This is a genomic window from Streptomyces sp. 7R007 (genome assembly GCF_054850255.1).
Genome location: NZ_JBTWMV010000025.1, coordinates 22,017 through 48,586 on the forward strand (window position 1 = coordinate 22,017; position 26,570 = coordinate 48,586).

Annotated in this window: 25 protein-coding genes and 1 pseudogene; 13 read left to right on the forward strand and 13 right to left on the reverse strand. The window is 67.1% G+C overall.

The features are described from left to right. Nucleotides 1-25: 25 nt before the first annotated feature. On the reverse strand, nt 26-1,312 hold the full coding sequence (locus tag ACYF6T_RS28415) for an ABC transporter permease (RefSeq protein ID WP_461699959.1): 1,287 nt from the start codon (nt 1,310-1,312) through the stop codon (nt 26-28). Between the two features lie 193 nt (nt 1,313-1,505). Between ACYF6T_RS28415 and ACYF6T_RS28420 the strand changes: the two genes are divergently transcribed. The 4 genes from ACYF6T_RS28420 (at nt 1,506) to ACYF6T_RS28435 (ending at nt 4,209) form a co-directional block, all read left to right on the forward strand. Further along, nucleotides 1,506-2,168 (forward strand): response regulator transcription factor, encoded by a 663-nt coding sequence (locus ACYF6T_RS28420; protein ID WP_461700065.1) that lies wholly within the window; start codon nt 1,506-1,508, stop codon nt 2,166-2,168. Continuing rightward, nucleotides 2,159-3,349 carry a sensor histidine kinase gene (locus ACYF6T_RS28425; RefSeq protein ID WP_461699961.1) on the forward strand — a complete coding sequence of 397 codons (1,191 nt, stop codon included), beginning with the start codon at nt 2,159-2,161 and terminating at the stop codon, nt 3,347-3,349. The genes ACYF6T_RS28420 and ACYF6T_RS28425 overlap by 10 nt, the downstream gene beginning before the upstream one ends. A gap of 139 nt (nt 3,350-3,488) precedes the next feature. Beyond that, nucleotides 3,489-3,761, forward strand: a complete 273-nt coding sequence (locus ACYF6T_RS28430) for a siderophore-interacting protein (RefSeq protein ID WP_461700066.1) — start codon at nt 3,489-3,491, stop codon at nt 3,759-3,761. Further along, the gene (locus tag ACYF6T_RS28435) at nt 3,685-4,209 is read left to right on the forward strand and encodes an SIP domain-containing protein (protein WP_461700067.1); all 525 of its coding nucleotides are present in this window, start codon (nt 3,685-3,687) and stop codon (nt 4,207-4,209) included. Before ACYF6T_RS28430 ends, ACYF6T_RS28435 begins: the two co-directional genes overlap by 77 nt. A 681-nt stretch (nt 4,210-4,890) precedes the next feature. Here the strand turns inward: ACYF6T_RS28435 and ACYF6T_RS28440 are convergent. The 6 genes from ACYF6T_RS28440 to ACYF6T_RS28465 form a co-directional block, all read right to left on the reverse strand. Beyond that, complete coding sequence (locus ACYF6T_RS28440) at nt 4,891-5,727, reverse strand: SDR family oxidoreductase (protein ID WP_461699962.1); 837 nt, start codon at nt 5,725-5,727, stop codon at nt 4,891-4,893. 539 nt (nt 5,728-6,266) lie between these two features. Beyond that, on the reverse strand, nt 6,267-6,911 hold the full coding sequence (locus ACYF6T_RS28445) for a TetR/AcrR family transcriptional regulator (RefSeq protein ID WP_461699963.1): 645 nt from the start codon (nt 6,909-6,911) through the stop codon (nt 6,267-6,269). Nucleotides 6,912-6,939: 28 nt separating this feature from the next. Then, nucleotides 6,940-7,344, reverse strand: coding sequence for a PaaI family thioesterase (locus ACYF6T_RS28450; protein WP_461699964.1), 405 nt, complete (start codon nt 7,342-7,344; stop codon nt 6,940-6,942). Nucleotides 7,345-8,385: 1,041 nt separating this feature from the next. Then, the gene (locus ACYF6T_RS28455; protein ID WP_461699965.1) at nt 8,386-8,796 is read right to left on the reverse strand and encodes a carboxymuconolactone decarboxylase family protein; all 411 of its coding nucleotides are present in this window, start codon (nt 8,794-8,796) and stop codon (nt 8,386-8,388) included. Nucleotides 8,797-8,833: 37 nt separating this feature from the next. Then, the gene (locus ACYF6T_RS28460; protein ID WP_461699966.1) at nt 8,834-9,259 is read right to left on the reverse strand and encodes a nuclear transport factor 2 family protein; all 426 of its coding nucleotides are present in this window, start codon (nt 9,257-9,259) and stop codon (nt 8,834-8,836) included. 40 nt (nt 9,260-9,299) lie between these two features. Next, the gene (locus ACYF6T_RS28465) at nt 9,300-10,130 is read right to left on the reverse strand and encodes an enoyl-CoA hydratase/isomerase family protein (RefSeq protein WP_461699968.1); all 831 of its coding nucleotides are present in this window, start codon (nt 10,128-10,130) and stop codon (nt 9,300-9,302) included. Between the two features lie 155 nt (nt 10,131-10,285). On the opposite strand from ACYF6T_RS28465, the gene ACYF6T_RS28470 reads away from it, so the two are divergent. The 3 genes and pseudogenes from ACYF6T_RS28470 (at nt 10,286) to ACYF6T_RS28480 (ending at nt 13,672) form a co-directional block, all read left to right on the forward strand. After that, complete coding sequence (locus ACYF6T_RS28470) at nt 10,286-11,131, forward strand: helix-turn-helix domain-containing protein (RefSeq protein WP_461699969.1); 846 nt, start codon at nt 10,286-10,288, stop codon at nt 11,129-11,131. A gap of 248 nt (nt 11,132-11,379) precedes the next feature. Beyond that, nucleotides 11,380-11,752 (forward strand): annotated as a pseudogene (locus ACYF6T_RS28475) (long-chain fatty acid--CoA ligase); the annotation flags it as partial. 381 nt (nt 11,753-12,133) lie between these two features. Beyond that, nucleotides 12,134-13,672, forward strand: coding sequence for an aminotransferase class V-fold PLP-dependent enzyme (locus ACYF6T_RS28480; protein WP_461699970.1), 1,539 nt, complete (start codon nt 12,134-12,136; stop codon nt 13,670-13,672). 31 nt (nt 13,673-13,703) lie between these two features. Here the strand turns inward: ACYF6T_RS28480 and ACYF6T_RS28485 are convergent, their stop codons facing one another. Both ACYF6T_RS28485 and ACYF6T_RS28490 read right to left on the reverse strand, forming a co-directional pair. Next, nucleotides 13,704-14,171, reverse strand: coding sequence for a hypothetical protein (locus ACYF6T_RS28485; RefSeq protein ID WP_461699972.1), 468 nt, complete (start codon nt 14,169-14,171; stop codon nt 13,704-13,706). Between the two features lie 89 nt (nt 14,172-14,260). Then, nucleotides 14,261-15,292 (reverse strand): helix-turn-helix transcriptional regulator, encoded by a 1,032-nt coding sequence (locus tag ACYF6T_RS28490; protein WP_461699973.1) that lies wholly within the window; start codon nt 15,290-15,292, stop codon nt 14,261-14,263. A gap of 494 nt (nt 15,293-15,786) precedes the next feature. Between ACYF6T_RS28490 and ACYF6T_RS28495 the strand changes: the two genes are divergently transcribed. Then, nucleotides 15,787-19,881, forward strand: coding sequence for a carboxypeptidase regulatory-like domain-containing protein (locus ACYF6T_RS28495; protein ID WP_461699974.1), 4,095 nt, complete (start codon nt 15,787-15,789; stop codon nt 19,879-19,881). A 136-nt stretch (nt 19,882-20,017) separates the two neighbouring features. Here the strand turns inward: ACYF6T_RS28495 and ACYF6T_RS28500 are convergent, their stop codons facing one another. Further along, a complete protein-coding gene (locus ACYF6T_RS28500) occupies nt 20,018-20,233 on the reverse strand; it encodes a transposase domain-containing protein (RefSeq protein ID WP_461699975.1) in 216 nt (71 codons plus the stop codon). 36 nt (nt 20,234-20,269) lie between these two features. Next, nucleotides 20,270-20,668, reverse strand: a complete 399-nt coding sequence (locus ACYF6T_RS28505) for a hypothetical protein (protein ID WP_461699976.1) — start codon at nt 20,666-20,668, stop codon at nt 20,270-20,272. Between the two features lie 68 nt (nt 20,669-20,736). On the opposite strand from ACYF6T_RS28505, the gene ACYF6T_RS28510 reads away from it, so the two are divergent. Further along, nucleotides 20,737-21,240: an IS110 family transposase gene (locus tag ACYF6T_RS28510; RefSeq protein WP_461699977.1), complete on the forward strand. Its 504-nt coding sequence runs from the start codon at nt 20,737-20,739 to the stop codon at nt 21,238-21,240. Nucleotides 21,241-21,710: 470 nt separating this feature from the next. Here ACYF6T_RS28510 and ACYF6T_RS28515 read toward each other — a convergent pair whose 3' ends face one another. Then, the gene (locus ACYF6T_RS28515) at nt 21,711-22,448 is read right to left on the reverse strand and encodes an SDR family NAD(P)-dependent oxidoreductase (RefSeq protein ID WP_461699978.1); all 738 of its coding nucleotides are present in this window, start codon (nt 22,446-22,448) and stop codon (nt 21,711-21,713) included. 129 nt (nt 22,449-22,577) lie between these two features. Between ACYF6T_RS28515 and ACYF6T_RS28520 the strand changes: the two genes are divergently transcribed. From ACYF6T_RS28520 to ACYF6T_RS28530, 3 genes are all read left to right on the forward strand, one after another. Then, nucleotides 22,578-23,012, forward strand: a complete 435-nt coding sequence (locus tag ACYF6T_RS28520) for an Rrf2 family transcriptional regulator (protein WP_461699979.1) — start codon at nt 22,578-22,580, stop codon at nt 23,010-23,012. Nucleotides 23,013-23,434: 422 nt separating this feature from the next. After that, a complete protein-coding gene (locus tag ACYF6T_RS28525) occupies nt 23,435-24,148 on the forward strand; it encodes a Type 1 glutamine amidotransferase-like domain-containing protein (RefSeq protein ID WP_461699981.1) in 714 nt (237 codons plus the stop codon). Nucleotides 24,149-24,286: 138 nt separating this feature from the next. Next, nucleotides 24,287-24,457 carry a hypothetical protein gene (locus ACYF6T_RS28530; protein ID WP_461699982.1) on the forward strand — a complete coding sequence of 57 codons (171 nt, stop codon included), beginning with the start codon at nt 24,287-24,289 and terminating at the stop codon, nt 24,455-24,457. A 662-nt stretch (nt 24,458-25,119) separates the two neighbouring features. Here the strand turns inward: ACYF6T_RS28530 and ACYF6T_RS28535 are convergent. After that, entirely contained in the window at nt 25,120-25,443 is a 324-nt protein-coding gene (locus ACYF6T_RS28535; protein ID WP_461699983.1) for a putative quinol monooxygenase, read from the reverse strand. Between the two features lie 146 nt (nt 25,444-25,589). On the opposite strand from ACYF6T_RS28535, the gene ACYF6T_RS28540 reads away from it, so the two are divergent. Continuing rightward, a complete protein-coding gene (locus ACYF6T_RS28540; protein ID WP_461699984.1) occupies nt 25,590-26,423 on the forward strand; it encodes a helix-turn-helix transcriptional regulator in 834 nt (277 codons plus the stop codon). The last annotated feature ends 147 nt before the right edge of the window (nt 26,424-26,570 follow it).

Below are 26,570 nucleotides of genomic sequence, written 5' to 3' on the forward strand. Positions count from 1 at the left end.
AGTGCAACTGCGGTGAGTGGGCCGGCTATTCGCCGTCGGCGAGGATGGAGCGGGGGTGCAGGCGGAGGATCCCGATGCCCGGGACAACGGTGGAGACCAGGGATATGCCGAGCCCGATACCGGCAACCTTGCCGACGACGGCCGCCTCGACCCGTACCACGGGCGGGGCGATCTCGGCGCCCCGTGCCCCGGCCGCCGCGACCGGCTTGCCGGCGTGATGGCCGAGGAGTGCGTCGCTCGCGTGTTGTCCGGCGAGGGAGCTGGCCAAGGCGGCAAGGGCAACGGCGGGCAGAGCCACGGCCCCCACCTCCACAGCGTGCTGGCCGACGAGCTTCCACTTCTTCTCGCCCATCGAAAGCAGCACTCCGAGCTCGGCGCGCCGCTCGCGGATCTGCAGCACGACGATGAGGCTAAGGATCAGCGCCCCAGCCACGGCGATCACCCAGACGATCAGCCCCGCGAACGTGCCGACCCGTTGGATCGGGCGAACCTGATCCCTGTAGGCCCTGTCATTGACGCGGAAGTCGAAGCTGCCCCTACCCAGGAGCCGCTCTACCTCGGCGTGCAACTGCTCGGCCCGGTCCGGTGAACCAATCTTGAACACGGCCTCGCTGACCGTCACGGTCCGGGTACCGAGCTGCTGCGCGGTGCCCACCGGTACGTACAGCGTGTTGCCGGGCAGTTCGTGTTGCTGCATCCACCTGGTTGGATCCGGTGTCGCATCCTGAAAGACGCCGATGACCGTGAGCGGTAGCGTGCGTTTGCCGTCTTCGGACCGCACCCGGGCGGTGTCACCCACCTTGATGTGGTTCTTCTCCGCCAGGCGCTGTTCGATGACCACGACGTCGTGGCCCGCATCGGTGGGTACGATGCCGCGACCCGCCGTGATCTTCGTAGAGCCGTACGAGAAGGGCAGCAGCATGTCCAAGTCGCGGACGCCGTTTACGACTAGAGGATCCTTTTCTTCTCCGCGTATACGCTTCCCCGCGCCGGTGCCGCCCGGCCTCGGTACATTCGATGTCAGCGGCATGAATCCCTGTGCACCGGCCCGCACGGGAAGGTCCGGGTTGTAGCGGTGCACCAGGTCCGAAGCGCCGAGCCGGTCGGCCAGGGCCGGGGTCAGGCCTTTCTTCCTGACCGTGACGTCGACGCCAATGGTGCGTTGCGCGTCGGCTTCCTGGCGGGCGCTGGCGGCCTGCAGCAAGAAGCCGCCGAGAAGCAGAGTGCAGATGACGACGAAGATCGCCAGCAAGACGGCGGTCTTGGACTTTCTGGCACCAAGGCTCATCCCGGCGCGCTTGACGAAGTTCATGCGGGAGACAAAAGCAGCTTGCCGCTTGCAACAAGGTAAGCGTGTTACGGCGGCATAAGGGTGAGGCCGGCCCTGATCAGGGGCGTCCAGGTTGCGGCCCGGCTGTCTTCACGAGCCAGTCCGATACAGCACAGAGCACACCGCTCGACATGTGCTTATCCGGCTGCAATCGCGATCTTGGTTTCATGAGGACATGAGAGTTCTGGTAGCAGAGGACCACCGTGTTCTCGCCCGCACCATCGCCACCGGTCTGCGCCGTCAGGCAATGGCTGTCGACATCGCCGCCACCGGTGACGCGGCAGAGCGGATGTGTCTCCTCACGGCCTACGACGTGCTGATCCTCGACCGCGATCTGCCAGTCATGACCGGTGACGAGGTGTGCAGGCGGCTGCGGGAACTCCAGGACCCGCCGCGGATCCTCATGCTGACCGCTGCGGATGAACTCACCGACAAGGTCTATGGGCTCACTACGCTCGGCGCGGACGACTACCTCACCAAGCCCTTCGACTTCGCCGAGCTCGTCGCCCGCATACGCGCCCTGAGCCGTCGCTCGCCAAAGCCGGCGTCCGCCGTGCTGCGTTTCGCGAGCATCGCCCTGGACAAGACGCGGCGCGAAGCGTCCGTGGACGGCCGTCCGCTGGAGCTGACCCCGAAGGAGTTCGCGGTCCTACACCTGCTAGTCGTGGCCCGTGGCACGCCGGTGACGCATGACGAGCTGGTGCGCACCGTCTGGGACGAGAATCTCGACCCGCGCACCAGCGCGGTCCGTGCCACCGTCAGCCGGTTGCGCGGCAAACTCGGCGACGCGGGCCTGATCGCCGCCGACACGGGAGAGGGATACCGGCTGTGCGACTGAACCCGCTGGCCCTGCTGAGGAGGCTGCCGTTCCGCGGTCGCCTGGCCGCTGCCTTCTCCGGGCTCTTCCTGCTTGCCGGCATCGCCCTGCTCGCCTTCGTGGTGTTGCTCGCGCGCTACGGAACGGATCAGCAGGTCCAGGGGTTGTCGATCACATACGGCAATACGCCGAGCGGTCATGCGACGCTCTTCAAACCCATGCACCCCGCTGGGCCCTATCGTTCCTCTCTGACGCCGAGCGACAGAGTCATGATCAATAAGATCGACCAGACCGTACAGGCTGTGCAAGACACCGCGCTGAGCCAGATGATGCTCTGGTCCGCCGTCGGCCTCCTCATCATGGCACTGCTGGCCGGATTGCTGAGCTGGTGGCTCGCGGGGTGGGCACTGCGTCCCGTCACCTCCATGACCGAGGCCGCCCGGCGTATCAGCGAACAGAATCTGCACCACCGCCTGGCGCTCACCGGCCCCGACGATGAGCTGCACAGCCTGGCCGATACCTTCGACACTATGCTGGACCGGCTGGAGAAGGCCTTCGAGAGCCAACGCCGATTCATCGCCAACGCCTCCCACGAACTCAAAACGCCCCTCGCCGCCCAGCGCGCCACTCTCCAGGTCGGTCTCGCCGATCCCCTCCCCGAGAACCTCGTCGAGGTTCGCGAGGACCTGCTCACCATCAACCGCGAAGCCGAGCAACTCATCAACGGGCTCTTGCTGCTCGCCCGGAGCGACCGCGGACCGGACGAGACCGTGAGCGTGGATCTTGCAGAAACTGTCCAGCTCGTGACCGCCGAACTCGCCCCGCAGGCAGTCCGTAACGGCATAAACATCGATCTCGGTGCGGACACCCGGCCAACGGTTCAGGGGGATCCCGTCCTGCTGCGTCACCTGCTCACAAACCTGATCCGCAACGCCATCCAGTACAACGACCCCGGCGGCAGTATCCGCGTACGACTCGATGCCTCGACCATTACGGTGACGAATACAGGCCCCTACGTGCCCGCCGAACGGATCCCCGATCTGTTCGAGCCTTTCCGACGCCTCGACGTGGACCGCACCGCCACCACCGGCCACGGTCTGGGGCTGTCCATCGCCGCCTCCATCGCCGAGGCGCACCACGCCACGCTGACTGCGCAACCCGGCCCCGAGGGTGGACTCGCTCTCACCTTGCGCTTCCCCTGAGCGTCTTCAGCGGGCTGATCGGCCTACTCTCGTCCGGCCGGGAGGCGGCCGTGGAAGAGCAGGTCGAACTCGTCCAGCTCGTTGAGAGTGCTCTTCCCGCGGTTGTCTCGTTGGGGAAGTGCCCGTAGCCGTGGGCGATGTGGTCCAGCCGACCCGTGAACGGTGGATGCTCCAGTGCACCTCGCAATGCGGCCGGCAGCGTTCCCTCGTGAGGACCTGCTCGATCCGCCCTTTTCGGTCGCAGGACTCCGCGATCGACATGCAGATCTGTCTGCACGAGCAGCACGGGCCGAACGCGCCCGGCACGGCCTGGACGCTGGCTGCGCAACCCGGCGATCGGGGTCGCGTGGCTCGACGAGGGGTACAGCTACCAGCCCACGGCGGGTGCCGAATGGCGGCTTCTCGTCGGTGACAAGAGCGCCCTGCCGGCGATCCTCGCCATCCTGGAGTGCTCGGACAAGACGCTGCCCGCCGACGCCTTCCTTGACGTCCCGGCCAGTAGCGACATCCGTCGCGACGTCGCCGCCCCGCCGTCGAGTGCGATCCACCAACTGCCCCGCGACAACGGCACGGAGGCGAAGCCCGGCTCGCTCGCGTTGCAGGCCGTGAAAACGCCCTGCTCCCACAGAGCCCCTTCCATGCCTGGGCCGCCGGCGAGGTGGCGCTGGCCACCGGCATCCGTCGGCACCTCACCGGCGGACCCGGCATCTGCCGCTCCGGCGTGTCCTGCCGCGGCTCTCTTGTTCGCCACCAGGCCCCATGCCCCAGTCGCCGTTTACCAGCGTCCAGTTCGCCAACAGCTCCTCTGGCGAGCACTCTTGCCGCATGCCCGCCCCTTTGGCCTCAATCCGGCCGGATAGTAGTAGCTGAGCAGGTCGGCAAGGGCTTCCAGCAGTGCGGCGCGGAGCGCGAACCGGCGATGAACGGTTGCACGGACAAGTCCCGCAGAGCCCGCGATCCGTTGCAAGGACGCAGTGGGTTCCGCGGCGACCACTGTCTCGGCTGCTTCCAGGACGCGGGCGGTACTCCGTCGGCGTCCGCCCGGATACGCCGGCTGGCGTGGGCCTCGTGATCGTTCGGGCGTTCCGGGAGGAAGACGTCGGTGACCGCCACGGCGCGACACCTCACGTCCGAACTGGCCCCAGTGCGTACATAACCGGGGATCGATATCACCGAGACCTGTCAGATCGCTCGGGATGGGGCACGAGATGACCAGCAACGAGGCCCTGGTGCGTCGAGTCGTCGTAAACCTCCTGGCCAACTATGCGGCCGCAACATCCTCAGGAATCGGTGCACGTGACCGCCAAGGCAAATGCCTCCGGCGGCCTCCGGGTCCGGTTGACGGTGCCGACGGCCAGGGCCCGATCGCAACAGACGGCACATGAGCCGATCTAGGGCTTGCGAAGCATCAGCCCACTTCATGGCAAGACCGCCGCCTCCCAAGACGCGACGGTCTCACTCACGTCGTTCCCTCCCCGCGCAGAGCCGTCTGCATACGATCAGGCGGCTTCCGCGCTGGTGAGGGGTGAAGCAAGAGCCGATCACCCAGAGTCCCGGTTCACCACCGAGAGTGCAACATCGCGATGTGCGTCGTGCTCGGTGAGTCGGGCGACGAGCGATGCCCGTACGTCTTCGTACGTGTCGGACCCGAGGGGAAGGCGCAGCGGCGTGGCTCCCGAGTCAACGAGATCGATCATGGCCTGCGCGATCTTGTGAGGATCGTTCGGCAAGGGAAAGGCACCTGACGCGATGGCGCGCCGCACCTCACCTGCCGGAGTGCCCTCGTACTCCGGCATCACCGGTGCGGTGTCGAGGGCACTGCCGAATCCGGTCGGTGTCGCACCGGGTTCGACGATGGTCAGGCCGATGCCGAACGGGGCGATCTCGCGAGCCACCGTCTCGCAGAACCCTTCGATTCCCCACTTTGAAGCGTGGTAGTAGCTGAAGTTCGGGTAGGTGGTCTGACCGCCGGCAGTAGATACCTGCACGATGCGTCCGTGCCCCTGGGTGCGCAGATGCGGCAGGGCCGCGCGGATGACGTGGATCGACCCAAGGAGGTTGGTATCGATCACACGCTGGATTTGCGCGTCGGTGGCCTCTTCCACCGAGGCGAAGACGCCGTAGCCGGCGTTATTGACGATCACGTCGATCGCACCGAGCTCTTTGAAGGCGTCAGCCACGACCCGGCGGATCTGCTCGGAATCGGTGACGTCGAGCCGGGCCGACCAGAGGCGCTCGCCGTACTCAGCACGCAGGTCATCCAGCGTCTCGGGCCGGCGCGCGGTCGCGGCGACCCGGTCACCGCGGGCCAGTAGCTGCTCGGTGAGCAGGCGCCCGAAGCCAGAGGAAGTGCCGGTGATGAACCATGTGGTTGACATGGCGCTCCTTTCATTGATGGCATCCACGCTAGGAGTTCAAGTGCACTTGAAGGCAAGCTCGTAAGGTGATGAGCGTGACGAGTGCCGAGAAATCGCTCACCGGTGAGGACGTGACCTGGCTCAAGGTAGCGTCGGATTGCGCTCTTCCGGCATGCCTCTGACGGAGATCCGTCAGTACGTCCAGTGGCGCAGGAGGGAAACGGAACTGTGTCACAGCGTTTCAGATCCGGCGACACGGGGCGAAAGTTCAGCAGCAGGTGGCTGACGTGCAGGAAGCCTTCGAAGTAATTCATGCGAAGGTCGACACCACCTGTCTGACCACGCTGGGTATTGCGAAATTTACTTTCTTGCCGCAGCCGCACGGTCCTCCAGCGGCAAGGGATTTCCGTGCGTTACATTTTCGGAGACGTGTGAGAAACGCGCCGATATGTCATGTTGCCCACGCAGGCGCGCGGCTGCAAGCATCCGTGTTTGGCACTCCGCTGCTGATGCAGAAGTGGGCATGTGGCTCCTTGCTAGAGTAGTTCCTCGAACCTGGCTCAGCCCGACCGCGTCACGGCGGACATTGACGGCCGGGATGCGTGAGATGCAGTGTGAAGAGCGCCAAGCACGGCTGAGGATGCCGCGCGGGTGGCATAGCGATTGGTGTCCGCGGGCCATGCGTCATGTTCCTGGTGGATCAGGAGACAAACCGCGCCGTGCACACCGGCACACAGCAGTCTGGCAGTTTCGGTGGCACTCTCCACCGGCACTCCGGCATCCGCACAGGCTGCGACCTTGTCCCGGAAATAGCGGAAACATGCGTCTTCGTTCTGGCGACTGGCTTCGGTGGCCTCGCCATCCATCACCAGTCGATACTGAGAGGGATAGCGAAGCCCGAATGCGATGTAGGCGGCGCAGGTTTCGTAGAGGGCCGTCACCGGATCCGGGACCCCTCGGGACACCGCTTCCAACTCGATGAACAGTGAACTCCACACCCGCAGGCATGTGGCGTGGACGAGTTCCTTCTTCGAAGCAAAGTGGAGGTAGACGGCCGGCGGGGTGACTCCCGCGCTCGTCGCCACAGCGCGAATCGTAAGGGCGTCGGGACCGCCGTCTTCGAGTAGTTGACCAGCGATGTCGAGAAGCTGGTCGCGGAGGAGGCTGCCCTGACCCTTGGCAGCACGGACGCGGGAGGCAGTCATAGAAAGGAGTCTTCGGACGAGAGTGCCATCAGGATGTCTTCGGCTTGACGGCGGTGACCACCTGGGTCACCCGGGCGCACAGTTCGCCTTCGGCGTCGCGCACGTCGACTTCGATGACGGTGTTGCGACCCACGCGCAGGGGGCGAGCTGTCGCGACGACGTCTGTGTATGCCGGCCGAAGGAAGTGCGTGGTCGATTCCACGGTGGCCGGTGCGGCGCCCACCGGACCGTTGAGAGCGGCGCACACGGCAGCGCTCACATCGGCGAGTCCCATCAGAGCCCCTCCATGGAGGCCACCGCCCACTGTGGAGAGCGAGAAGTCGTGGGCCAGTCTGGCGCTGACGCCGGCTGCCGCCATCTCGTCGAACACGACTCCGAGGGTCTTGGCGTACGGCGCGAGCGCGTAGACGTCCTTGGCTTCAAGTGTGGGCACGGCCTGCTCCCGTCTGAGTTAGGGACGATAAGTTATCGGCGTTAACCCATGCCGTCAACCAACGCATGCAACCGGCCTGCCGCCCGACACGGCGATCCGAACACACATGCCCCGGCTGGCCGCCGTCCTTACGGGCCTTGCCCGCGGACGGCTCGGCGGAGCCAGCCCACCGGACCGAGGACCGGACAGCCGTGCGCGCGGCGGGCGTGTTCATGCGCCGTCTGACATGGGCGACCCAGGGCGCTCGCCCGGGGCCCGCACTGGGCGCCCCCGGTACTACGCTCGTCGCCGGAGGTACCGCTGCCCTGGCACGCACTTCGCCCCGGCCACGCCGACCGCGACGCCCTGGCGGCGCTGGCTTGCGACGGTCCCGCAGGAACGCCCCTCACCGCCGTCATACACACCGCAGCCGTCCTGGACGACGACATGGTGGCGGCGGTGCGACACGGACGCCGCCACAGTGCCTGAGCACCGCCCTGCTCCCACAAGTGTTTCCACCGGCACACGCTCTCGGGATGCCCGCCATTCCTTGACTCGGAAGACACGCCCAACAGACTCACACCGCTGAAGTTCCTGCACTCACAGAACCACCAGAAGGCGCTTCGAAAGGCCTGTAAGGACAACAAGCACCTCACCGTGACCAGGCTGGCCGCCGCAGTCGGAGTCTTCACCGACTTCATCTACCGGCACCCCGCGCTCCGGGCTCAGGCAGAGGCACTACGCCGAGCCCACAGGGCCGCATCCCGGGCACAGTCCGCCGCCTCCGACGTCGAGGCGGCCTCCAGCACCCTAGTCGGTCGGCTGAGCCAATAACTCGCCGACGCCTGCCGCACACCCCACCAAGAGGTGACAGAACTCCGGAAATCACTTGAAGCCGCCCATGGTGCTGGACGACGCCACGCGATGAGAGGGGCGTCTCGGCGTTAGCGCGTGCCAAAGCCCCTGCTGCATTCGACGTCAACCCTCAACGCCATCAAGCCGGGTATGGGTGCACTACCCAGGGGTCTGGTCGGCTCGGCGGAGCGGGCTTCTGGTGGGCGATCAGCCTGCGCGACGACCGGCCAGGAGCTCGGCTACCGCCTGCGATGCCTGGATGGCGCGCGGGAAGCCGGCAGGGATCGTGGTGAGGTAGACGATCTCCTTGAGTTCGTCCTCGGTCGCGCCTGCGTTGAGGGCGTACCCTCCATGGATCTTGACGAAGTCGCTGAGGCCGAGGGCTGCGAAGGCTGCGACGAGCGCGAGCTGCCTGGTGCGCACGTCGAGGATGTCCCGGGCGAAGAGCTCGCCGACAGCGTAGGCGTTGACGGCGTTGGCCAGGAACGGGAAGTCGCGGTCGAGCGCGTCCAAGGAGGAGGGGCGCCGGCCGCCGCTCAGGGTCTGAACGATGTCCTCGCCGCGTTTGCGCCGGGTGGCTGTGGTCTCGTTCGCGTCGATGGTGTTGTGGGAAGACATGGAGTGGTTCCTCTCGGTGGCGTGGGTGGAGTGGCTGTCAGCTTTTGGGTGCGGGACCCACCGTGACCGGACGAGGCCGGTCGAGATAGTCGTGGGCGTCGACGATCTGGCCGTCTCGGATGCGCCAGATGAAGCAGGCGGCCATCTCGAAGCGCTCGTCCGGGCTGGGACCCGTGCCGTCGTAGACGAACTCGGCGACGAGGACCTCGGGGTCCGTCGTGTCGTGGAAGACGACGTCGCGGGCGCGGAGGCGGACGCCGCTCTGCGCGAAATGGGCGAAGTGGCGGCGCAGCGCGTCCCGGCCTTCGAGCCGGATCGACTCGTCTCGGGCGAAGGGATGCCGGACGACGGCGTCCTCGCAGTACAGCTCGTGCAGCCGGTCCCACCTGTCCGCGCTGATGTCGTCCACAAGCTGCATGAGTACGTCCCGGGGGCTGCGGCTCGTGGTGTGGGTGTCGTTCATGGTGCTCCGATCCGAAGGCTGACGTGGTCAGGCCGATGCGTCAGGCATCGAGCTGCTCCAGTGCGTCGGTGAAGTGCTCGCGCTCGAACACTTCGTCCTGCGCGCCGAGTTCGAGCAGGCGGCGCATCCGGCGCTGTGCTTCACCACTGACGAGGGTCTGGTGCAGCACGTGGGTCTCCTCCAGCAGTCCCAGCTGGATCGGTAGCTCCGAGGCGTCAACGGCGACCTTGTTGAGCGTGATCGCCGGTCCCGGGAAGGTCGCGATGCGCCGGGCCAGCCGGTCGACGAAGTCCCACAGCTCCTCGGCAGGCAAAGCGCGGTTGACCAGGCTGTACTTCTCGGCGAGGTCGGCGTCGAACTCCTCGCAACCGAGAATCATCTCCAGGGCACGGGAACGCCCCAGCAACCGTGGCAGGCGTTGGGATCCAGTCGCTCCCGGTAGCACTCCCACGGCCACCTCGAACTGGCTCAGCACGGCGCGGCCGCGAGCTGCGAACGCCATGTCGCAGGAGGTGAGGAACTCCGTGCCCGCTCCGGAGGCGCGGCCTTCGAGCACCCCGATAGTCGCCTGCGGGAGGTTGCGCAGGTCCTCGAACAGCGTCTGCAGCGAGCCGAGCCTCGTTGGCTTCGGCGGGATCTCCTCCTGCGGATCGAGGAACAGATGGAGATCGGCATGGCCGATGAAGAAGTCCGGGTTGGCACTGGCGAAAACGACGACGCGGATGTCACGACTGGCGGCGAGCCGGTCGAGCAGCCGGCGGAAGTCGGCGATCATGCCTGGGTCGAACAGATTGATGGGCGGGTTGTCGAACGTCACTCGGGCAGTGCCGCTGCTCTCGGTGATGCGCAGCGTAGTGAACTCCTGCGACACGGCTTCCTCGCTCTGGTGTGGGAACTGTGGTCGTCTAACGTGTCGGCGCCGACGGATCCCATCCTGCGAGGTTGCAGGGAAAGCCGGCAGATCGCGCTGTGGGAGGGAGTGCCACACCCATCCACCAGACGCTTGTGGCGCCGTAGGCTGCCCGTATGAGTGACAGCGCGCGTCCGGCCTCCGGCCTCGGCTTGTTCCTGCGCGCGGCGAGGGCGCGCGTTGATCCGGCGCGCGCCGGGCTGCCCAGCGCGGGTCTTCGCCGGGTGCCGGGTCTCCGCCGTGAGGAGGTGGCGGTGCTCGCCGGAGTAAGCGCCAACTACTACACGCGGCTGGAGCAGGGCCGGGAGCGACACCCGTCACTCCAGGTCCTCGACGCACTGAGCCGGGCCCTGGACCTCGGAGCGGACGCGCATGAGCATCTCCACCGGCTCGCCGGCGTGGCACCAAGTCACCACGGCCGCCGGCAGGTGGTCGTACGACCGGACGTCCTTGAGCTCGTCGAGGAATGGACGACCACTCCGGCGCTGGTCCTCAGTGACACCCTCGACATCCTGGCGCACAACCATCTCGCACAGGCGATGCATTCCGGTTTCGCAGACCCGAGCAACATCGCGCTGATGACCTTCGTGGACCCGGCCGGCAGTACGTTCTACGTCGACTGGCACCGGGCGGCCCAAGCCACGGTCGCGAATCTCCGCCTCACGCAGGGTCGATCCCCGCACGACCCGCGCCTGCAGGAACTCCTCGCGCGCCTGTCCGCGTCGAGCACACACTTCAGGCGCCTGTGGGATACCTACGACGTCCAGGGCAAGACCTACGAGGCCAAGCGCTTCGAGCACCCCGCTGTCGGTCTCCTGGAACTGACCTACCAGGCGTTCGACATCCGAGGCTCTGACGGGCAGCAACTTCTGGTCTATAAAGCCGAGCGCGGTAGCAGGACCGCGGACTCGCTCCGCCTGCTGGCCAGCTTCGCCGTACGGCATCCTTCGGTCCACGACTGACGCGGCCGGGGACCTTACCGGCAAGAACTGGTTCCGGAATACGGCACGAAGACACCACCAGTGACCGGACGTCCAGAAGTGGCGACAGCCAGATACGCCATGCACCCACCAGCGGCAAGCCGCTGACGTCCTGACGAGGTCCGAAGCGGACCTACGCCGTCGCAGCGCGGGTTAGGAGGTGGTCGTACTCTGCGTCCGCCCTGCGGCCGTGTGGCCGTAGGAGGCGGCGTTGAGCCTCTTTTCCTTGCATCCCTGAGGGCTGCGATCTCACAGAATCGACGGCGCCGGCCTGTGTCAACTCCATCAAGGCATACCGCTGCGCGGCACAGAGGTGCGCAGCGCGGACGACAGCGAAATCCTGCTTCGCAGCCCGAGCGGCATGGAGGGCTGTCACGGGCTGCCGGAGCAGACGGCCGAGGCCCAGTTCAAGACCTCGGGCGGCAAGACATCGCGCCGGCAGAGAATGAGGGCCGGTTCAAGGCACTGAATCCCTATGCCTCCACCCTTCTTGATTCTGGAGTCGGCCGCGGCACAAACGGGTTGGAGGGCAGACCGTACGCGGAAGTCGTCGCCGCTCCTGCGGCAACTGCTCACCTCAAAGGGTGTGTGAAGCAGCTCAATGGGTGTGAAGCAGCAGCGACTTTGACTCGGGAGGGTCCGGGTCGGCGAGGACGCGTTCTCGATTACGGAATGCAGCACCCCACCCGGCAGGGATGGCGGGGCCCAACTGAAACTGCTCGCCGTCATCGGCACCCAAGACATGACACCCACAGAGAGTGGCTCAACGAGTCCATCCAACCGGGGGTAACGAGCATGGCTTAATATTCAGTGGTGGATGCATTACACAGGATGCCCGTCACTCCGGTCGACGAGCCGACACCATCCGTCCTTGCTGCCCTGGAGCGCATACGCAACGGCCTCATCGGTGAGGGTGACCTCGTGGACGGACCCTACGGTCCCCGACGGATCACGTACGCGGACTGGACCGCGTCGGGTCGTTCCTTGGACTTCATCGAGAACTTCATCCGGGGCAAAGTCCTTCCGCGCTACGCCAACACGCACACCGAGAGCTCCGGCAACGGTCGGCATACCGGGCACCTCCGCGAGGAAGCTCGGAAAGTGATCGAAGCCGCCGTCGGTGCCGGCTCCACGCATCACGTCATCTTCTGTGGCTCAGGCAGCACCGCGGCGATCGACAGATTCATCGGTGTCCTCGGACTGCGGCCAGCCTTCGCGTCGGCACGCGACCACGGCAACCAACTGCCAGAGCAGGAACGGCCCGTGGTCTTCATCGGCCCCTATGAACACCATTCGAACGAGCTGCCGTGGCGCGAGTCGCTCGCCGATGTCGTGGTGATCCGTGAGGATGGGAGCGGACACATCGACCTCGACGACTTGAAAGCCAGGCTGGAGGAGTACGCGCACCGTCCGCTGAGAATCGGCAGTATGTCCGCGGCGTCGAACGTCACCGGCATCCTGACCGACACCGATGCCGTCGCCGCCCTGCTCCACAGCTACGGCGCCTTGTCTGTGTGGGACTTCGCCACTGCCGGCCCCTACCTGCCCATCCGAGTCGGTGAGACGGCGCCCGGGCGGGCAGATCACAAAGACGCCGTCTTCCTATCGCCGCACAAATTCGTCGGCGGCCCCCAGACGCCCGGTGTCCTCATCGTGCACCGTGATCTCTTGGGCAACACGGTGCCGGTCGTACCGGGCGGCGGGACCGTGACCTACGTGGGACCCGACGGACACCGGTACACCCCTGATCCGGTGGCACGTGAGGAAGGAGGTACCCCCGCGATCGTCGAATCGATCCGAGCCGGACTGGTCGTCGCGCTCAAGGAGTCGGTTGGCTCCGACGCCATCCGGGCGCACGAACAGCGCGCGTGGCAGGTGGTGAGGGATCGATGGACCCGCCACCCCGGCATTGAGCTGCTGGGCAACACCGATGTCCCCAGGCTCCCCGTGGTGTCCTTCCTGGTCCGGCACGGTGACGGCTATCTGCATCACAATTTCGTGGCTGCGCTGCTCGATGACCTCTTCGGCGTTCAGGCGCGTGGCGGCTGTTCTTGTGCGGGACCGTACGGGCACCGGCTCCTTGGCATCGGGCTCGACCGCTCCCACGCCTACCGCGACGCGATTGCCGATGAAGGCTACGAAGGGGTCAAGCCGGGCTGGACGCGGGTCAGTTTCCCGTACTTCATGTCGGACGTGGTGCGTGACCATATCGTCGAGGCCGTAGAGATCATCGCTACAGCGGGTCACCGAGCATTACCCGACTACCGCTTCGACCCCAGGAGCGGATCCTGGCGACACCGTGCCGCCCCACCAGAGATGACGGCCGACCTGCGGCAGGCTGTCACCGCCGACACACCATTGCCTCGGCCTGGACACGCGGGGGAGGAGGTCTTGGCCGCTCACCGGGAACGGGCCCGGCGTATCCTCTTCGCACGCCCCGAAACGGTCAGCGACGGTCCCACCACTCTGCCGCCGGACATCGAGGCTCTGCGCTGGTTTCCGCTGCCCGCCGCTGCGCTGTGAACGATCGGCTTCGCCGACGCGGCAGATCGAGCTACGACATCTGTGTCCGTTGATGGGAAACCAGGTGGAAACGTCGGCTGTGTTCGGTCACGGAGGCTGGCACCGGGACCGCCGGTGCCTCGGGCCGAAACGTCCAACCAAGGGGCGTGAGCACGCTCGTAGGCTGTGATCCAGTCGGCGGCGCGCAAGGGCAACTCCAGCCGAGTGCCCAGGAGACGAGCCTGCCGCGGGCGTCGTCGAGCCGGAACGGCGCCGCCCCGGCCTGTGCGGCCTCGCAGGTGACCGTGCGCTCGGCCACGTCGACGCCGATCTCAGCGGTGGCGTGGGCGGTGGTGGCGGCCATCAGGGCGGTGACCAGGGCCGGTTCGCACCCTACGTGGATCAGCCTGCCGTTCGGCATGTTGTTGAGGACGATGTCCGCGAAGCCCGGCGCGAGAGCTGCAGGCAGGCAGAGAGCGGCGACACAAGTGGCCCGCCGGCCGAGGAGTGTGCCGAGCACCGAGTCACCGTTTCCGACAGCGGCTGGCGTCTGAGTGCTCCCCTACCGCTGGACGCCGACCGGCAGCTGTGCCGGTGTCACCGCGACACTCACCCCTCCGTATCCCCGAACAAGCCGCGTTCCTGGGCCAGTAGGGCTATCTGGAACCGGGTCCGTGCACCCAGTTGTCTGCCCAGATCGCTGATATGGGTCTGCACGGTCCGGCGGCTGAGTCGCAAGGCGCGTGCGATGGCGTCGTCCTTCATGCCGGCGGACATCAGGCGAAGGATGTCCCGCGTCCGACTGTGCAGAGCAGTCTCTTGTCTTTCGGGGCTCGCGGCGTGCGAAGCGGGGCGGCTTTCCAACCAGATGGGCACCGCACGCTCCCATACGCTCTCGAAGAGGGCGGTCAGTACTTCGAGCAGCGTCGAGGAGTGCACCACGAGTGAGCCTGCGGCGGGATCGTCTTTGCGCAGCGGCATGATCGCCGCGACGCGGTCAAAGATGACCAGCTTCATGGGGAGTCCGGGCAGGAGCCGCAGCTCCCCTTCCGTAGGGGCGCCCCGGAGAGCCGTTTCAAGGCATCCGTCGTCGGCGATTCCGTCGCTGTCGTACACGGACCGGAGCCGGACACCGGGACGGACCGTGGCGCCCGCGGCGGTGGACGCGTCGGTGGGGGCAATCGGCCGGGTCACATAGGGCGGTCTCGCGAAATGCAGCACCTCCTGCTGACTGCTTCTCAGAAGGTGGGCGTAGCGGGCGCCGACTTGTTCATCGCTCTCGACGACCTCGAAGAGATCCGAGGCGATCTGCCGTCCGGGGGCCGTGCGATAGACCTCGTCGAGTTGTTCCGCGTACAGCTCCGCCCTGGCCAACTCCTGTCGTTTACGGGCCAGAAGGGCTCCCAGCGAGGAGCGGGGCGGGCCCGCGCTCCAGCGTGTGGGCTGTCCTCCGACGCGTACGGCCAGGAGTTCGGCCTCCAGGGATCGTAAGGCGGTCCGGGCCGCCGCGGCTGAGACGCCGGTCCCTGCCGCGACCGCGTCCTCGTCCGCGCCCGGATGGTTGACCAGGTACTCCAGTGCCTGCCGGGCGAGGGAGCCCAGACCGGTGCCTGCCCACAACGCGTCTGAGGACACGTCCATCAGCGACTCCTCGGAAGATCGGAACGAGGTTCATGCCGATGCTACGCAAGTGCGCAACTGCGCGGGCCCGCAGGCGGCGGATCTTGTCGCGCCGGGCCGCCGACGTCAGGATGATCAGAGGTCACCCGATACCCGACTGCCTGCAACCGACTGAAAATCAATTACCGTGCGGAATACGGCCCTACGCGTTTCTTGAGCGGTGGGCCCCCTTGGCGTGGGGACTTATTTCCGACCCCCGCCCAGGCCCCCTTTTGTGCGAAACAGGCTCATGACATGTACATGTAACACAGGGTCTATTGTTAATTGCGCTTCAAGGTACGCCAATTGATTGCGGCGAATGCGAACCGCCCGCATTCGCTGTCGACCGGGAACCACGTACGAGTCGACCCAAGCAAGGCGAACCGAGGAGTAACCTTTTGCGCACCTCACCGAGAACCGGTTCGGTTTTACGTCGAAGAGCCGCCGCCTGCCTGACCCTGTTCAGCGCCGCCGCAATGACGGTCCTGGGCATACAGATACCGGCCCACGCGGTGGCGCCGCCCGCTTCATCGGCCTCATCTGCCTCGTCGGCCAAGAAGAAAGTCGCCCTCGAACCCTCCTGCGCCACCCCCAAGAAGGGCGAGGCCGCATGCTTCGCGCTGCGTCGCACCGACACCAAAGCCGTCAAGGGCCTGCTGTCCGCCTCCGTCACCCCCAGCGGCTACGGCGCCGCCGACCTGCAGAGCGCCTACAGCCTTCCCGCCGACGGCGGCGCGGGCCAGACGATCGCCATCGTCGACGCCTATGACGATCCCAGCGCCGAGGCCGACCTGGCCGTCTACCGCGAGCAGTACGGGCTGCCCGCCTGCACCGCGGCAAACGGCTGCTTCACCAAGGTCGACCAGCGCGGCGGCACCGACTACCCCGCGCCCGACGCCGGCTGGGCCGGCGAGATCTCACTCGATCTGGACATGGTCTCCGCGGCCGCGCCGAACGCGCACATCCTGCTCGTCGAGGCGGATCAGCCGAGCTTCGAAGACCTCGGGGCGGCCGTCGACCAGGCCGTCGCACTCGGCGCCAAGTACGTCTCCAACTCCTACGGCACCAACTACAGCAGCACCCCGGGCAGTGGCGAACTCCCGGAAGAGACGACGTACGACGCCCATTACAACCACCCCGGTGTCGCCGTGGTCGCCTCCTCGGGCGACAGCGACTACGGGGTGGCCTACCCCGCCGTCTCCCCCTACGTGACCTCCGTCGGCGGCACCTCACTGGTCCGGGACTCCGGCACCGCACGCGGCTGGTCCGAGTCGGTCTGGAACCGAGATGGCCTGGGCCCGGGATCCGGCTGCTCCCTCTACGAGCCCAAGCCGGCCTTCCAGACGGACACCGGATGCGACAAGCGCACCGTGGCCGACGTCTCGGCCGTGGCCGACCCGGCCACCGGCGTCGCGGTCTACCAGACCTACGGCGGCGGTGGTTGGCAGGTCTACGGCGGCACCAGCGCCTCCTCACCGATCATCGCCGGTGTGTACGCGGCCGCCGGGACCCCCGTCGCGGGCACGTACCCCAACTCCTACCCGTACGCCTCCGGGACCGGCCTCAATGACGTGACCGTCGGCGACAACGGCACGTGCACCCCCGCGTATCTATGCACCGCGGGTGCCGGCTACGACGGTCCCACCGGTCTGGGGACACCCGACGGGCTGGCCGCGTTCCGCAGCGGCCCGCACGGGAAGCTCTCCGGCACCGTCACCGACGACAGCACCGGCAAGCCGGTCGCCGGAGCCACCGTCACCACCCAGGGGGGCGGCATCGCACACACCGCCGCCGACGGGACCTACTCGCTCGTCCTGCCGGTCGGCAGCTACGACATCACCGTCGAAGCGTACGGCTACGCCACCCGCACCGCCTCGGACGTGTCCCTCGGCGACGGCGACGCCCTCACCAAGAACTTCGCCCTGACCCCGGTCCCGAGCCGGACGGTCTCCGGCAAGGTCACCGACGGCTCCGGCCACGGCTGGCCGCTCTACGCCAAGATCACCGCGGACGGCGTCCCCGGCGGCCCGGTGTGGACCGACCCGCTCACCGGCGCCTTCGACCTGAAGCTGCCTCAGGGCCACGAGTACACCCTGCACGTGGTCAGCGCCTATCCCGGCTACACATCACCCACCAAGAAGATCACCGTCGCGGACTCCGACCAGAGCCTGAACGTCGCGGTTCCGGTCGACCCCTGGGCGGCCACCGCGCCCTCCGGCTACTCGGTACGGGACGAAGGCACCACCGAGCCGTTCGACTCGACCGACTCCGCCCCCAAGGGCTGGAGCGTGGTCAACGCCGACGGGACGACCGGTGGCTGGGCCTTCGACGACCCGGGCTCGCGCTCCAACACCACCGGCGGCGACGGCGGGTTCGCCATCGTCGACAGCGACCACTACGGCGGCGGGGTGCACCAGGACTCGCAACTGCTCAGCCCCGTATACGACTTCACCGACGACACCGCACCCGAGGTCGCCTTCGCCAACGACTACTGGGCCATCGGGGGCCAGAGCGCGGACGTCGACGCGACCACCGACGGCGGCGCCACCTGGACCACACTGTGGTCCGCCACCGGCACCACCTTCGGCGCACAGAAGGTCGAACTCCCGCTGACCGACTACGCCGGCAAGGCAGCGGTGCAACTCCGCTTCCACTTCACCGGCTCCTTCGGCTGGTGGTGGAAAGTTGACAACGTTTTCATCGGTGATCGCCACGTCACGTCCCTCCCCGGCGGCCTGCTCACCGGCACCGTGACGGACGCCAACACCTCCACAGGCCTGGTCGGCGCCACCGTCACGAACAAGGACGACAGCAAGCAGAGCGCCGTCACTTTCGCCACCCCCGACGACCCCGCCCTGGGCGACGGCGTCTACGCCCTGTTCTCCTCCCTCGGCAGCCACGGCTTCACCGCGGCGAAGCCGCACTACACCGGGCTCGACAAGACGGTGAAGGTGCGGGCCGACAGCGCGGTCGGCGCGGACTTCGCACTCGGCGCCGGGCAGGTGACGCTGGACAAGACCTCCATCACCGCGTCGGTCGGATGGGGCGAGCAGACCACCAAGACCCTGACCGTCAAGAACACCGGCACGGCACCGGCCACCGTCAAACTCGGGGAACAGTCCGGCGGGTTCACCATGGCGGCCGCGGGCGGCGCCCCGCTGAAGCTGGTCAAGGGCACGTACTCCCCGCTGTCCAGCAAGGCCGCCGCGGGCACCACCGCCAAGGTGGTCCCGGGAGCCGCCGGTGACGCCTGGCAGGCGGCCGCCGACCTGCCGGTGAAGCTGATGGACAACGCTGTCGCCACCAACGACGGAAAGGTCTACTCCGCCTTCGGCTTCAACGGCAGCGCCGACACCAAGGACATGTACGTCCTCGATCCGGTCGCCGGCACCTGGACCAAGCTGGCCACCGCGGGGGACACCCGGGAGGATCCCGCCCACGGCTTCATCGGCGGCAAGTTCTACGCCGTCGGCGGCTGGGGACCCAGTGGCGCCCCCGACTCCAAGCTGGAGATCTACGACCCGGGAAGTGACACCTGGACCACCGGCGCCGCCTCGCCCAAGCCCTACGCGGGCTCCGGCAGCGCCGTGCTCGACGGCAAGCTCTACGTGGTCGGCGGCTGCGGGGCGGACTCCTGCGGCTCCACCGACGTGACCGTCTACGACGCGGCCGCCGACAGCTGGTCGACACTGGCCGCCTACCCGGAGCAGATCTCCTGGAGTTCCTGCGCCGGCATCGGTGGCAAGCTCTACTGCGCCGGCGGGTTCAACGGCAGCAGCGAGGTCAAGCACTCCTACGTCTACGACCCCGACGCCAACGCCTGGTCACAGGTCGCCGACCTGCCGATCACCCTCTGGGGCGCCGCGTACACCTCCGCCAACGGTCTGCTGGTCACCGCGGGCGGCGTGACCGGGAACAGCATCACCAACCAGGGCTTCTCCTTCGACCCCAAGACCGACACCTGGACCGCCCTCCCCAACGCCGACACCGCCACCTACCGCGGTGGAGGCGGGCTGGGCTTCTTCAAGGTCGGTGGCGGCGTCGCGCAGGCGACCCCCGCAACGACCGTGGAGGTGCTGCCGGGTTACGACCAGGGCGAGTCGAGCGAGGTCAGCTGGTTGAGCGAGAGCACGCAGCAGTTGACTCTTCAGCCCGGTAAGAGCTCGAAGGTGACCATCACGCTGGATGCCTCCGCGGCCGAGGTGTCCCAGCCGGGAGACTTCACCGCCCAGCTGACCTTCAGCACCGACACCCCCTACTCCGTGCCCAGGCTCCCCGTCGAGATGCACGTCGCCCCGCCCAGCACCTGGGGCAAGATCACCGGGACGGTGCTGGGCGTCACCAGCGGCGGCACCGCGCCGATCGCGGGGGCCACCGTTCAGATCGACACCTGGGCCACGAGCTACACGCTGACGACGGACGCCGCCGGCGGGTACGCCCTGTGGCTCGACGTCCGCAACAACCCGCTCACCGTCATAGCCGCCAAGGACGGCTTCCAGCCGACCGTCGCGACGGTGACGATCAAGAAGAAGTCCACCGTCATCAAGAACTTCACCCTCAAGAGAAAGTAGGCAGGACGTCCGAAGGCCGGGGCGGCGGCGCGCTTCCGAACGGGGCCTGCCCACCCCGGCCTTCCGGCCCGTCGGCTTTCACGGTCTCGGCAATCCAGGAAAGTTGGCCGCTCGCTGGCGACCGGAACGCCCACGGTCAGCTCACGACCACCGTCACAACACCCCGGAGCCTGACGGCCGCGCCATGTTCAAACAGGCACAGCCCCAGGACGCCATAGACCACCGCGCGAGCCGGCAGAAGCCTGCGGCGGCGCTCGACCCTTATGGGCAACTCCAATACCGCGTCGATTACTTCGGGGGTGATCTCCTCGGCGAGTACGCAGAGCCCCATCCGGTCGCCGAACTGCGACATCAGCTCATGGACAGGCCACCTCGTGAAAGCGCGAGGCTAGTCTCCCTGGGCCGGAGGCCACCACCGCCGTACCGCCTCCACGGTAGTGTCAGGTCCGGTGTTGAAGCAGAGCACGGACTCGGGGGAGTACCTGCGTGCGATGTTGACGAGCTTCTCGAACAACGAGGTCATCGACGGCTCCAGACGGACCCCGCCGCCGATCACGATGATGTCGTAACGTCTGTGGCTCACGACGTCACGGAACCGCTCCTCCGCCGTCCCGCTCCTGTCGAGCAGGCATGTCTCGAAATCGAGGCCCATATCGGCGAGTTCGGCGGCGGTCGCGTCCAGTCCGGCTTGGACCTGCTCGCTGGTAACGGTCGGGAACGCCTCACTGGGCGCCTCGGGATCACCGACGACACGTGGATCGAGTCCGACGTTCAGCACAGCGCCCATGGATGTCCCTACCTTTCAAGTGGGTCTGATCTGGTCGTTCGTAAGATCGGAAGGCTCAGGGAGCCCGGGTGTGGCTGGCGTCGCGGCGATCGCTCGATGGCTTAAGGAACTTGGCCGCTCGGGGCGGGCCGTCGACCTCAACCACGGGGGCGCTGTCCTGCTGGTGGGCCTGGTGGTCAGCACACGGTCAGTCCGTCGCCTGCCTCACGGATCCGGCGGTTCACCTGGCATCGGCCACCTACCGGGGTGAGGGCAAGACGGATGGGAAGGACGCCTTCGCCAACGCCGACCAGGCCCGTATCCGTCGTGATGTCGGTCTGTTGCGGCCCGACGAGATCGCTGTCGACCCGCGCACCCTGACCACCCGCCGCCTGGCTCCGTTCGACCGCACCCGGCAGATCAACCGACTTGGTGCACAACTGCTGGATGTCTTCCCTGCGTTGGAGCGGTCGCAATCATCGACGCCACACCGGAGTTGCGGGAGCGCGAAGAGGGCAAACGCGCAGCGCTCACGGCCGCGATCGCTGGTGCGCTGGTCGACAGGGGGTTGGACGCCGACACCGCTGCCCTGATCGCGAGCGTCGGCCTCCTGGTCCAACAGACCGCGGAGCATCAATGGGTGCGACCGCATGAGATCCGTCCCCTCCGCGACCTGTTGCCGCTCGCTCTCGCGCCCCTTCAGGCTGTCATTGGCGCGACTTGACGCGTCCCCCCGCAGTCACCGGGGAAGCGACCCGACACGTCTCGCCTCGGGCACCGGCCGGTGCCTGCCTTGCCGGGGGCATCGCCAACTTGGCCAACACGGCTCAGCAGGCAGAGAAGGCCGGCGTGCGGGCTTGTCTTTCAATCAGCGGCCCCTTGGTCCCAGGCATCGGTGCCGATCGCTGACCGGCCGCGGCGTAGGTGAAGTCCGCGGCCCAGAGTCGTTAAGTTGACACACCCGGCTACCACGGCCGTACTGCCGACTGATTGCGGTTGTGCGGCGGGACGGTTGGGCACGGCCACGAAGGGCCGGAATGTTCGCAGGCGTTTACGAGAGCACTCACACCTGCGCGTAACCACCGTCGGCGAAGAACTCGGCACCATTGACGTAACTCGACGCGTCCGAGGCGAGGAACGTCGTCACGGCCGCGATCTCCTCGGGCTCGGCGAGCCGACCAAGAGGGACTTCACCTTCGGCCTCCTTGAGAACCTCGGGCGAGATCAGTTCGAGCAGACCAGGGGTGCGTGTGCCCCCCGGGGATACGACGTTGACCCGGAAGCCATGCGTGCGCGAGCTGAGGGCCCAACCGCGGGCGAGGTTGCGGATTGCGGCCTTCGACGCTGCGTAGACCTCGAGTCCCTGGTTGGGCCGTGTCGTGGCGGTCGAACCTGTGAGGATCACCGAGGCGTTGGCGCTGAGCAGCGGCAGCGCTTGTTGCAGGGTGAAGATCGTTCCCTTGACGTTGGTGGCGAAGACCGAGTCGACCAGTTCCTCCGTCACCTCGCCCAACGGAGCCGCCGTGCCGATGCCGGCGTTGGCGACCAGCACGTCGATGCGGCCGGCCTGATCGCGCACGGTGTTGTAGAACGCGTCGAGGTCAGAGCGCACCGAAACATCGCAGACCACGCCGGTCACGGCAGGTCCGAGTTCGGCGGCCGCAGCGTCGAGCGCGTCCTTGCGGCGACCGGTGATGAACACCTTGGCGCCCTCGTCGCAGAATGCGCGTGCGGTCGCGAATCCGATGCCGGTGCTACCCCCGGTGATCACGGCGACCTTGTCCGTGAGTGCGTTGCTCATTCTTCCCACCTCGTTGATTGACCTTTCCCCGCAGTCGCAACGCTAATTGTTACGACAGGCTGTTGCAACCTCCGCTGTTACGACTGTTCTGTCGTAACATAGAGTGTTGCGTCCGAGAGGAGGGGCGTCATGAGTGCCAACAGCAGGCTGACCATTGCCGTCCACGCGCTGGCCTGGATCGGTCTCTACCAGCGCCAGGGCCATGAGGTCGCCACCTCTGAGCAGATCGCGACCAGCGCGAACACCAACCCCGTGGTGATCAGGCGGCTGCTCGGCGAACTGCGCAGGGCCGGCCTCGTGGAGTCCCGGCGCGGCGTGGGCGCGGGCTGGTCGCTGGCCCGCGAGCTGGGATCGATGACCCTGCTCGACGTGTACGAGGCAGTGGGACCCGGCCCGCTGTTCGCGATGCACCGCACCACACCGGACCAGGGGTGCATAGTGGGTTCCGGCATCCAGCCGGCCATGCAAAACATCTACGAGGGCATCGAGGAGACCTTGAAACACGAACTGGCCCGGGTCACGCTCGAGAGCGTACTCCGGGACGTACTCGCGGCACCTCGTTAGCCTCCCCGTTACGCCCAGACGTCACCAAGACCCATCCACGCCCAGGTCGGTGAAGAGCCGGGCAACCAATCACTCAAAAGTCGGTTGCGGTTTTAGTACTTCAGTGGAACCTCTCCATTCCTGCTGGTCAGAGACGGTCTTTCGGAGACTGGCGGGGCGACGGTGCCTCAAGGGCCGGTTCAGGGAGATCGTCTCATCCTGAAGTCGCTGGTCATGGGTCTGGACTGACCGATAGCCGCGGTACTCGTCCTGGTCGGCGGCGTGATCGGCGCCAGGTGATCTCCTGCCACGGGGCGTTCGCCGGGACCGCCGCTGTTCGCGCGTGCTACAAGCGTCCGACCCGGTCCTACGCGGCAAGCGGCCTGTTGCGAGAGTTGGATCCTCTTCGGCAGCGGTGAGTTTCGCGGTGATATCAGGTCTGTATGTCAGACCACTTCACCGCATTCCATCGGGAGGTATCGGTGCGGCTTCTTCTCACATCCGCCGGCATCAAGAACGCGAGCATCCACGACGCGCTGGTCGACCTGCTGGGCAAACCGATTGCCGAGGCCAACGCCCTGTGCATTCCCACCGCGGCGTATGCCATGCCCGGCGGTGTCGGTTCGGCATGGCGGTTCATCAGTGGACGGTCCGTCATCTCCATGTGCGAGGCGGGCTGGAAGTCGCTGGGGGTGCTGGAGCTCACCGCGCTGCCCAGCCTCGGCGAGGAACTGTGGCTCCCCTCCGTCCGAGAGGCCGACGTCCTGCTGGCAGGTGGCGGCGATGCCCTGTACCTGTGTCACTGGATGCGGCAGTCCGGGCTGGCCGATCTGCTGCCGTCGCTGCGCGAGACGGTCTATGTGGGAGCAAGCGCCGGGAGCATGGTGTTGGCCCCCAGCGTAGGGAAGGACTTCAGTGAGTCCTACGTGTGGAAGCCACCTACCGGTGGCGACGATGCGCTGGGCATGGTCGACTTTTCGATCTTCCCGCACCTGGACCACGAGAATCTCCCGGACAACTCCATGGCCAACGCGCAGAAGTGGGCCGCCGGGATCCCACGACCGGGGTACGCGATCGACGACGAGACTGCCATCAAGGTGACCGACGACAGCGTCGAAGTCGTCTCCGAGGGGCACTGGAAGCTGTTCGCCCCTTGAGCTGGGGATGGTGGATGGTGCACTCGCAGTGGTGACGGGCGTGATCACTAGCAGGCGATCGTCCGTCGGGAGCGGTTTGCGGGGTTCTTCGGCGACGGGGCTGGGCATTCCGTAGGTTCCGCGGCGGGAGGGATGTGGATGGCGGACGTGCTGGCGTGGACGATCGAGCGGCGGATCGAGCTGGCGGATCGGGCCGAACTGCTCCGCAAGGACCTGGCCGGGATTGAGTCGGAGGTGGCCCGGCTGGAGGCCGCTGAAGCGGTGTTCGGGCAGTGGGCCGAGGCCGCGGACGGTGGGCGTCGACAGTAGAGGACCTTGGAGCCGGAGCCGGAGCCGGAGCCGGAGCCGGAGCCGGAGCCATAACGGGTGGTGGTCGGGCCGGGAGTCGGCGGGATGCGGCTGGTTCCGGACCGTGCCGAGGGCATGGGCGTGGAAGTCCTCACGTCCGAGTACCGGCGGATGGAGATCGTGCCCGGCGCGGACGGGCCGGTGATGGCCAAGGATGTCGCGATCGCCCTGGGCGCGAGACGACACCGGGCAAGGTCGAGCCGGTCCGTGGTCAGTTACGTAAGGACGACCGGCAATAGGTATCGGGTGTGGGAGGGGAGGATGCAGAGCAGGCACGGGTCCACGTGATCATGGTGTCCCCACGCTCGGATCACGAAGGACGGCGGTGCCCGCACTGCCGGCTTGCTGCCCGAATCCGCTCAGCGTCGGAGGACGACGATCACGACCGCCGTGCTCCGGGCCGGCCTACCGTGCCGGTGGCGTCCCGCCACGTGGTGTAGCGGGTCATCCTTCGCGGCTGCGCAGGTCGTGGCCGGATTCGGCCCGGCACCCCCCGGTGTCGGACGGCTCTCGCCGCCCTGACCGGCTCGCGCGGCAGCGCGGAGCTTCGACCGGACCGGCCGATCACAGAGGCATCTGGACCAGCGTGGTGCGGACGGCTACACCACTCGGCGGGACGCCATTCACCGTGCCGGGCGGAACGGCTGCAGGAAGCGGATCCCGTCCTCGACGCTGCCGTCCATCAGGTCCAGCAGTTGGGGCACCAGGTCCTGCATGCGGGGTGCCTGCAGGTGGCCCTCGAAGGCCTCGCGGCTCTCCCAGCGCTCGAAGATGACGAACGCGCCCGGTTGTCCCTCGACCTGGTGAGCCTCGTAGTCGATGTTGCCCGCGTCGTAGCGCGATGCGGTGACGGCGGCTGTCATGAACGCCTTCATCGCGGCTTCCTTCCCGGTTTTGGCCCGGGCTTCCCACAGCACGGTGACGTAGTGGTTCGACGTGGTGGTCATGCTTGCTCCTCCTGACTCCGAACAGCATCGTTGTGCGCCGTTCACGACTCGACCCTGAGCCCCGGGGAACGTCGGCGGGAGCTACGGGACTTCGTGGTACAGCGCGTACCACCCAGCGGGGCGGGGTGTGCGGGAGAGTGGTGTGCATGGATGAACTCGGTGCCGCGCTGCGGGCGTGGCGGGACCGGCTGGACCCCGCGACGGTGGGCTTCGCACACGGCTCACCCCGTCGGGTCCCCGGTCTGCGACGCGCGGAGCTGGCGACGCTGGCCGGCATCTCGGTCGAGTACGTGGTCCGGCTGGAGCAGGGACGGGTGGCGACACCCTCGGCGCAGGTCTGCTCGGCCCTGGCTCGCGCCCTGCACCTGTCCGACGACGAGCACGCTCACCTCTTGCGCATGGCCGGTCACGCAGCTGATCCGAGTCGGGTTCCGCGAATGATCCCAGGGAGCCTGTACCGGATCGTGGACCAGCTCGTCGGCAACCCGCTGGCGATCTACGACGCCACCTGGCAGTTGCTGCACTGGAATCCTCTGTTCGCGGCCACGTTCGGCGATCCCACGGTCCGCGGTGTGGGAGACCGCAACGTCCTGGTCTGGCAGTTCCTGGGTGAGCTGCCCCGGGTCCGGCAGACGGCGGCCGAGCGGGCGGCGTTCGAGGAGTCCCTCGTCGCCGACCTGCGCGCGACGACGAGCCGGTACCCCGACGATCCCGACCTCGCGGCGTTGGTATCGCGGCTGAACCTCAGCCCGCGGTTCTGCGAGTTGTGGAGCCGCCGAGCGGTGGGCGGTCACCAGAGTGCGCACAAGCTCGTCCAGCACCCGGATGTCGGAGACATCGCCATGAACTCCGACATCCTCAACACCCAGGACACGAACCTCCGCCTCGTGGTGTACACGCCGCAGCCAGGCACCGACGCCCGCAGCAAACTCGAATTCCTTGCGGCCATTGGGGTGCAGAGGATGTCTCCTCAGGGATGAAGGCCCGCGTTCCGCCTCGTCCGGTGGACCAGGCTGCTGGGTGGTACGCGCGGTACCAGGAAGTCCCGTAGCTCCCGCCAACCCTCCCGGGGACCCAGCATGAAGTGCGAGAACAGCGCACGACCGTGCTGTTAGGACCAGGAGGAG

What these genes read in the sequence shown, in the direction of transcription:
- ACYF6T_RS28540 (WP_461699984.1), top strand. Translation starts at nt 25,590, where the DNA reads ATGGATGAACTCGGTGCCGCGCTGCGGGCGTGGCGGGACCGGCTGGAC.
- ACYF6T_RS28445 (WP_461699963.1), bottom strand. Translation starts at nt 6,911, where the DNA reads ATGACTGCCTCCCGCGTCCGTGCTGCCAAGGGTCAGGGCAGCCTCCTC.
- ACYF6T_RS28490 (WP_461699973.1), bottom strand. Translation starts at nt 15,292, where the DNA reads ATGGACGTGTCCTCAGACGCGTTGTGGGCAGGCACCGGTCTGGGCTCC.
- ACYF6T_RS28535 (WP_461699983.1), bottom strand. Translation starts at nt 25,443, where the DNA reads ATGACCACCACGTCGAACCACTACGTCACCGTGCTGTGGGAAGCCCGG.
- ACYF6T_RS28455 (WP_461699965.1), bottom strand. Translation starts at nt 8,796, where the DNA reads ATGTCTTCCCACAACACCATCGACGCGAACGAGACCACAGCCACCCGG.
- ACYF6T_RS28525 (WP_461699981.1), top strand. Translation starts at nt 23,435, where the DNA reads ATGTCAGACCACTTCACCGCATTCCATCGGGAGGTATCGGTGCGGCTT.
- ACYF6T_RS28460 (WP_461699966.1), bottom strand. Translation starts at nt 9,259, where the DNA reads ATGAACGACACCCACACCACGAGCCGCAGCCCCCGGGACGTACTCATG.
- ACYF6T_RS28515 (WP_461699978.1), bottom strand. Translation starts at nt 22,448, where the DNA reads ATGAGCAACGCACTCACGGACAAGGTCGCCGTGATCACCGGGGGTAGC.
- ACYF6T_RS28420 (WP_461700065.1), top strand. Translation starts at nt 1,506, where the DNA reads ATGAGAGTTCTGGTAGCAGAGGACCACCGTGTTCTCGCCCGCACCATC.
- ACYF6T_RS28470 (WP_461699969.1), top strand. Translation starts at nt 10,286, where the DNA reads ATGAGTGACAGCGCGCGTCCGGCCTCCGGCCTCGGCTTGTTCCTGCGC.
- ACYF6T_RS28440 (WP_461699962.1), bottom strand. Translation starts at nt 5,727, where the DNA reads ATGTCAACCACATGGTTCATCACCGGCACTTCCTCTGGCTTCGGGCGC.
- ACYF6T_RS28500 (WP_461699975.1), bottom strand. Translation starts at nt 20,233, where the DNA reads ATGTCGCAGTTCGGCGACCGGATGGGGCTCTGCGTACTCGCCGAGGAG.
- ACYF6T_RS28415 (WP_461699959.1), bottom strand. Translation starts at nt 1,312, where the DNA reads ATGAACTTCGTCAAGCGCGCCGGGATGAGCCTTGGTGCCAGAAAGTCC.
- ACYF6T_RS28530 (WP_461699982.1), top strand. Translation starts at nt 24,287, where the DNA reads ATGGCGGACGTGCTGGCGTGGACGATCGAGCGGCGGATCGAGCTGGCG.
- ACYF6T_RS28505 (WP_461699976.1), bottom strand. Translation starts at nt 20,668, where the DNA reads ATGGGCGCTGTGCTGAACGTCGGACTCGATCCACGTGTCGTCGGTGAT.
- ACYF6T_RS28520 (WP_461699979.1), top strand. Translation starts at nt 22,578, where the DNA reads ATGAGTGCCAACAGCAGGCTGACCATTGCCGTCCACGCGCTGGCCTGG.
- ACYF6T_RS28495 (WP_461699974.1), top strand. Translation starts at nt 15,787, where the DNA reads ATGACGGTCCTGGGCATACAGATACCGGCCCACGCGGTGGCGCCGCCC.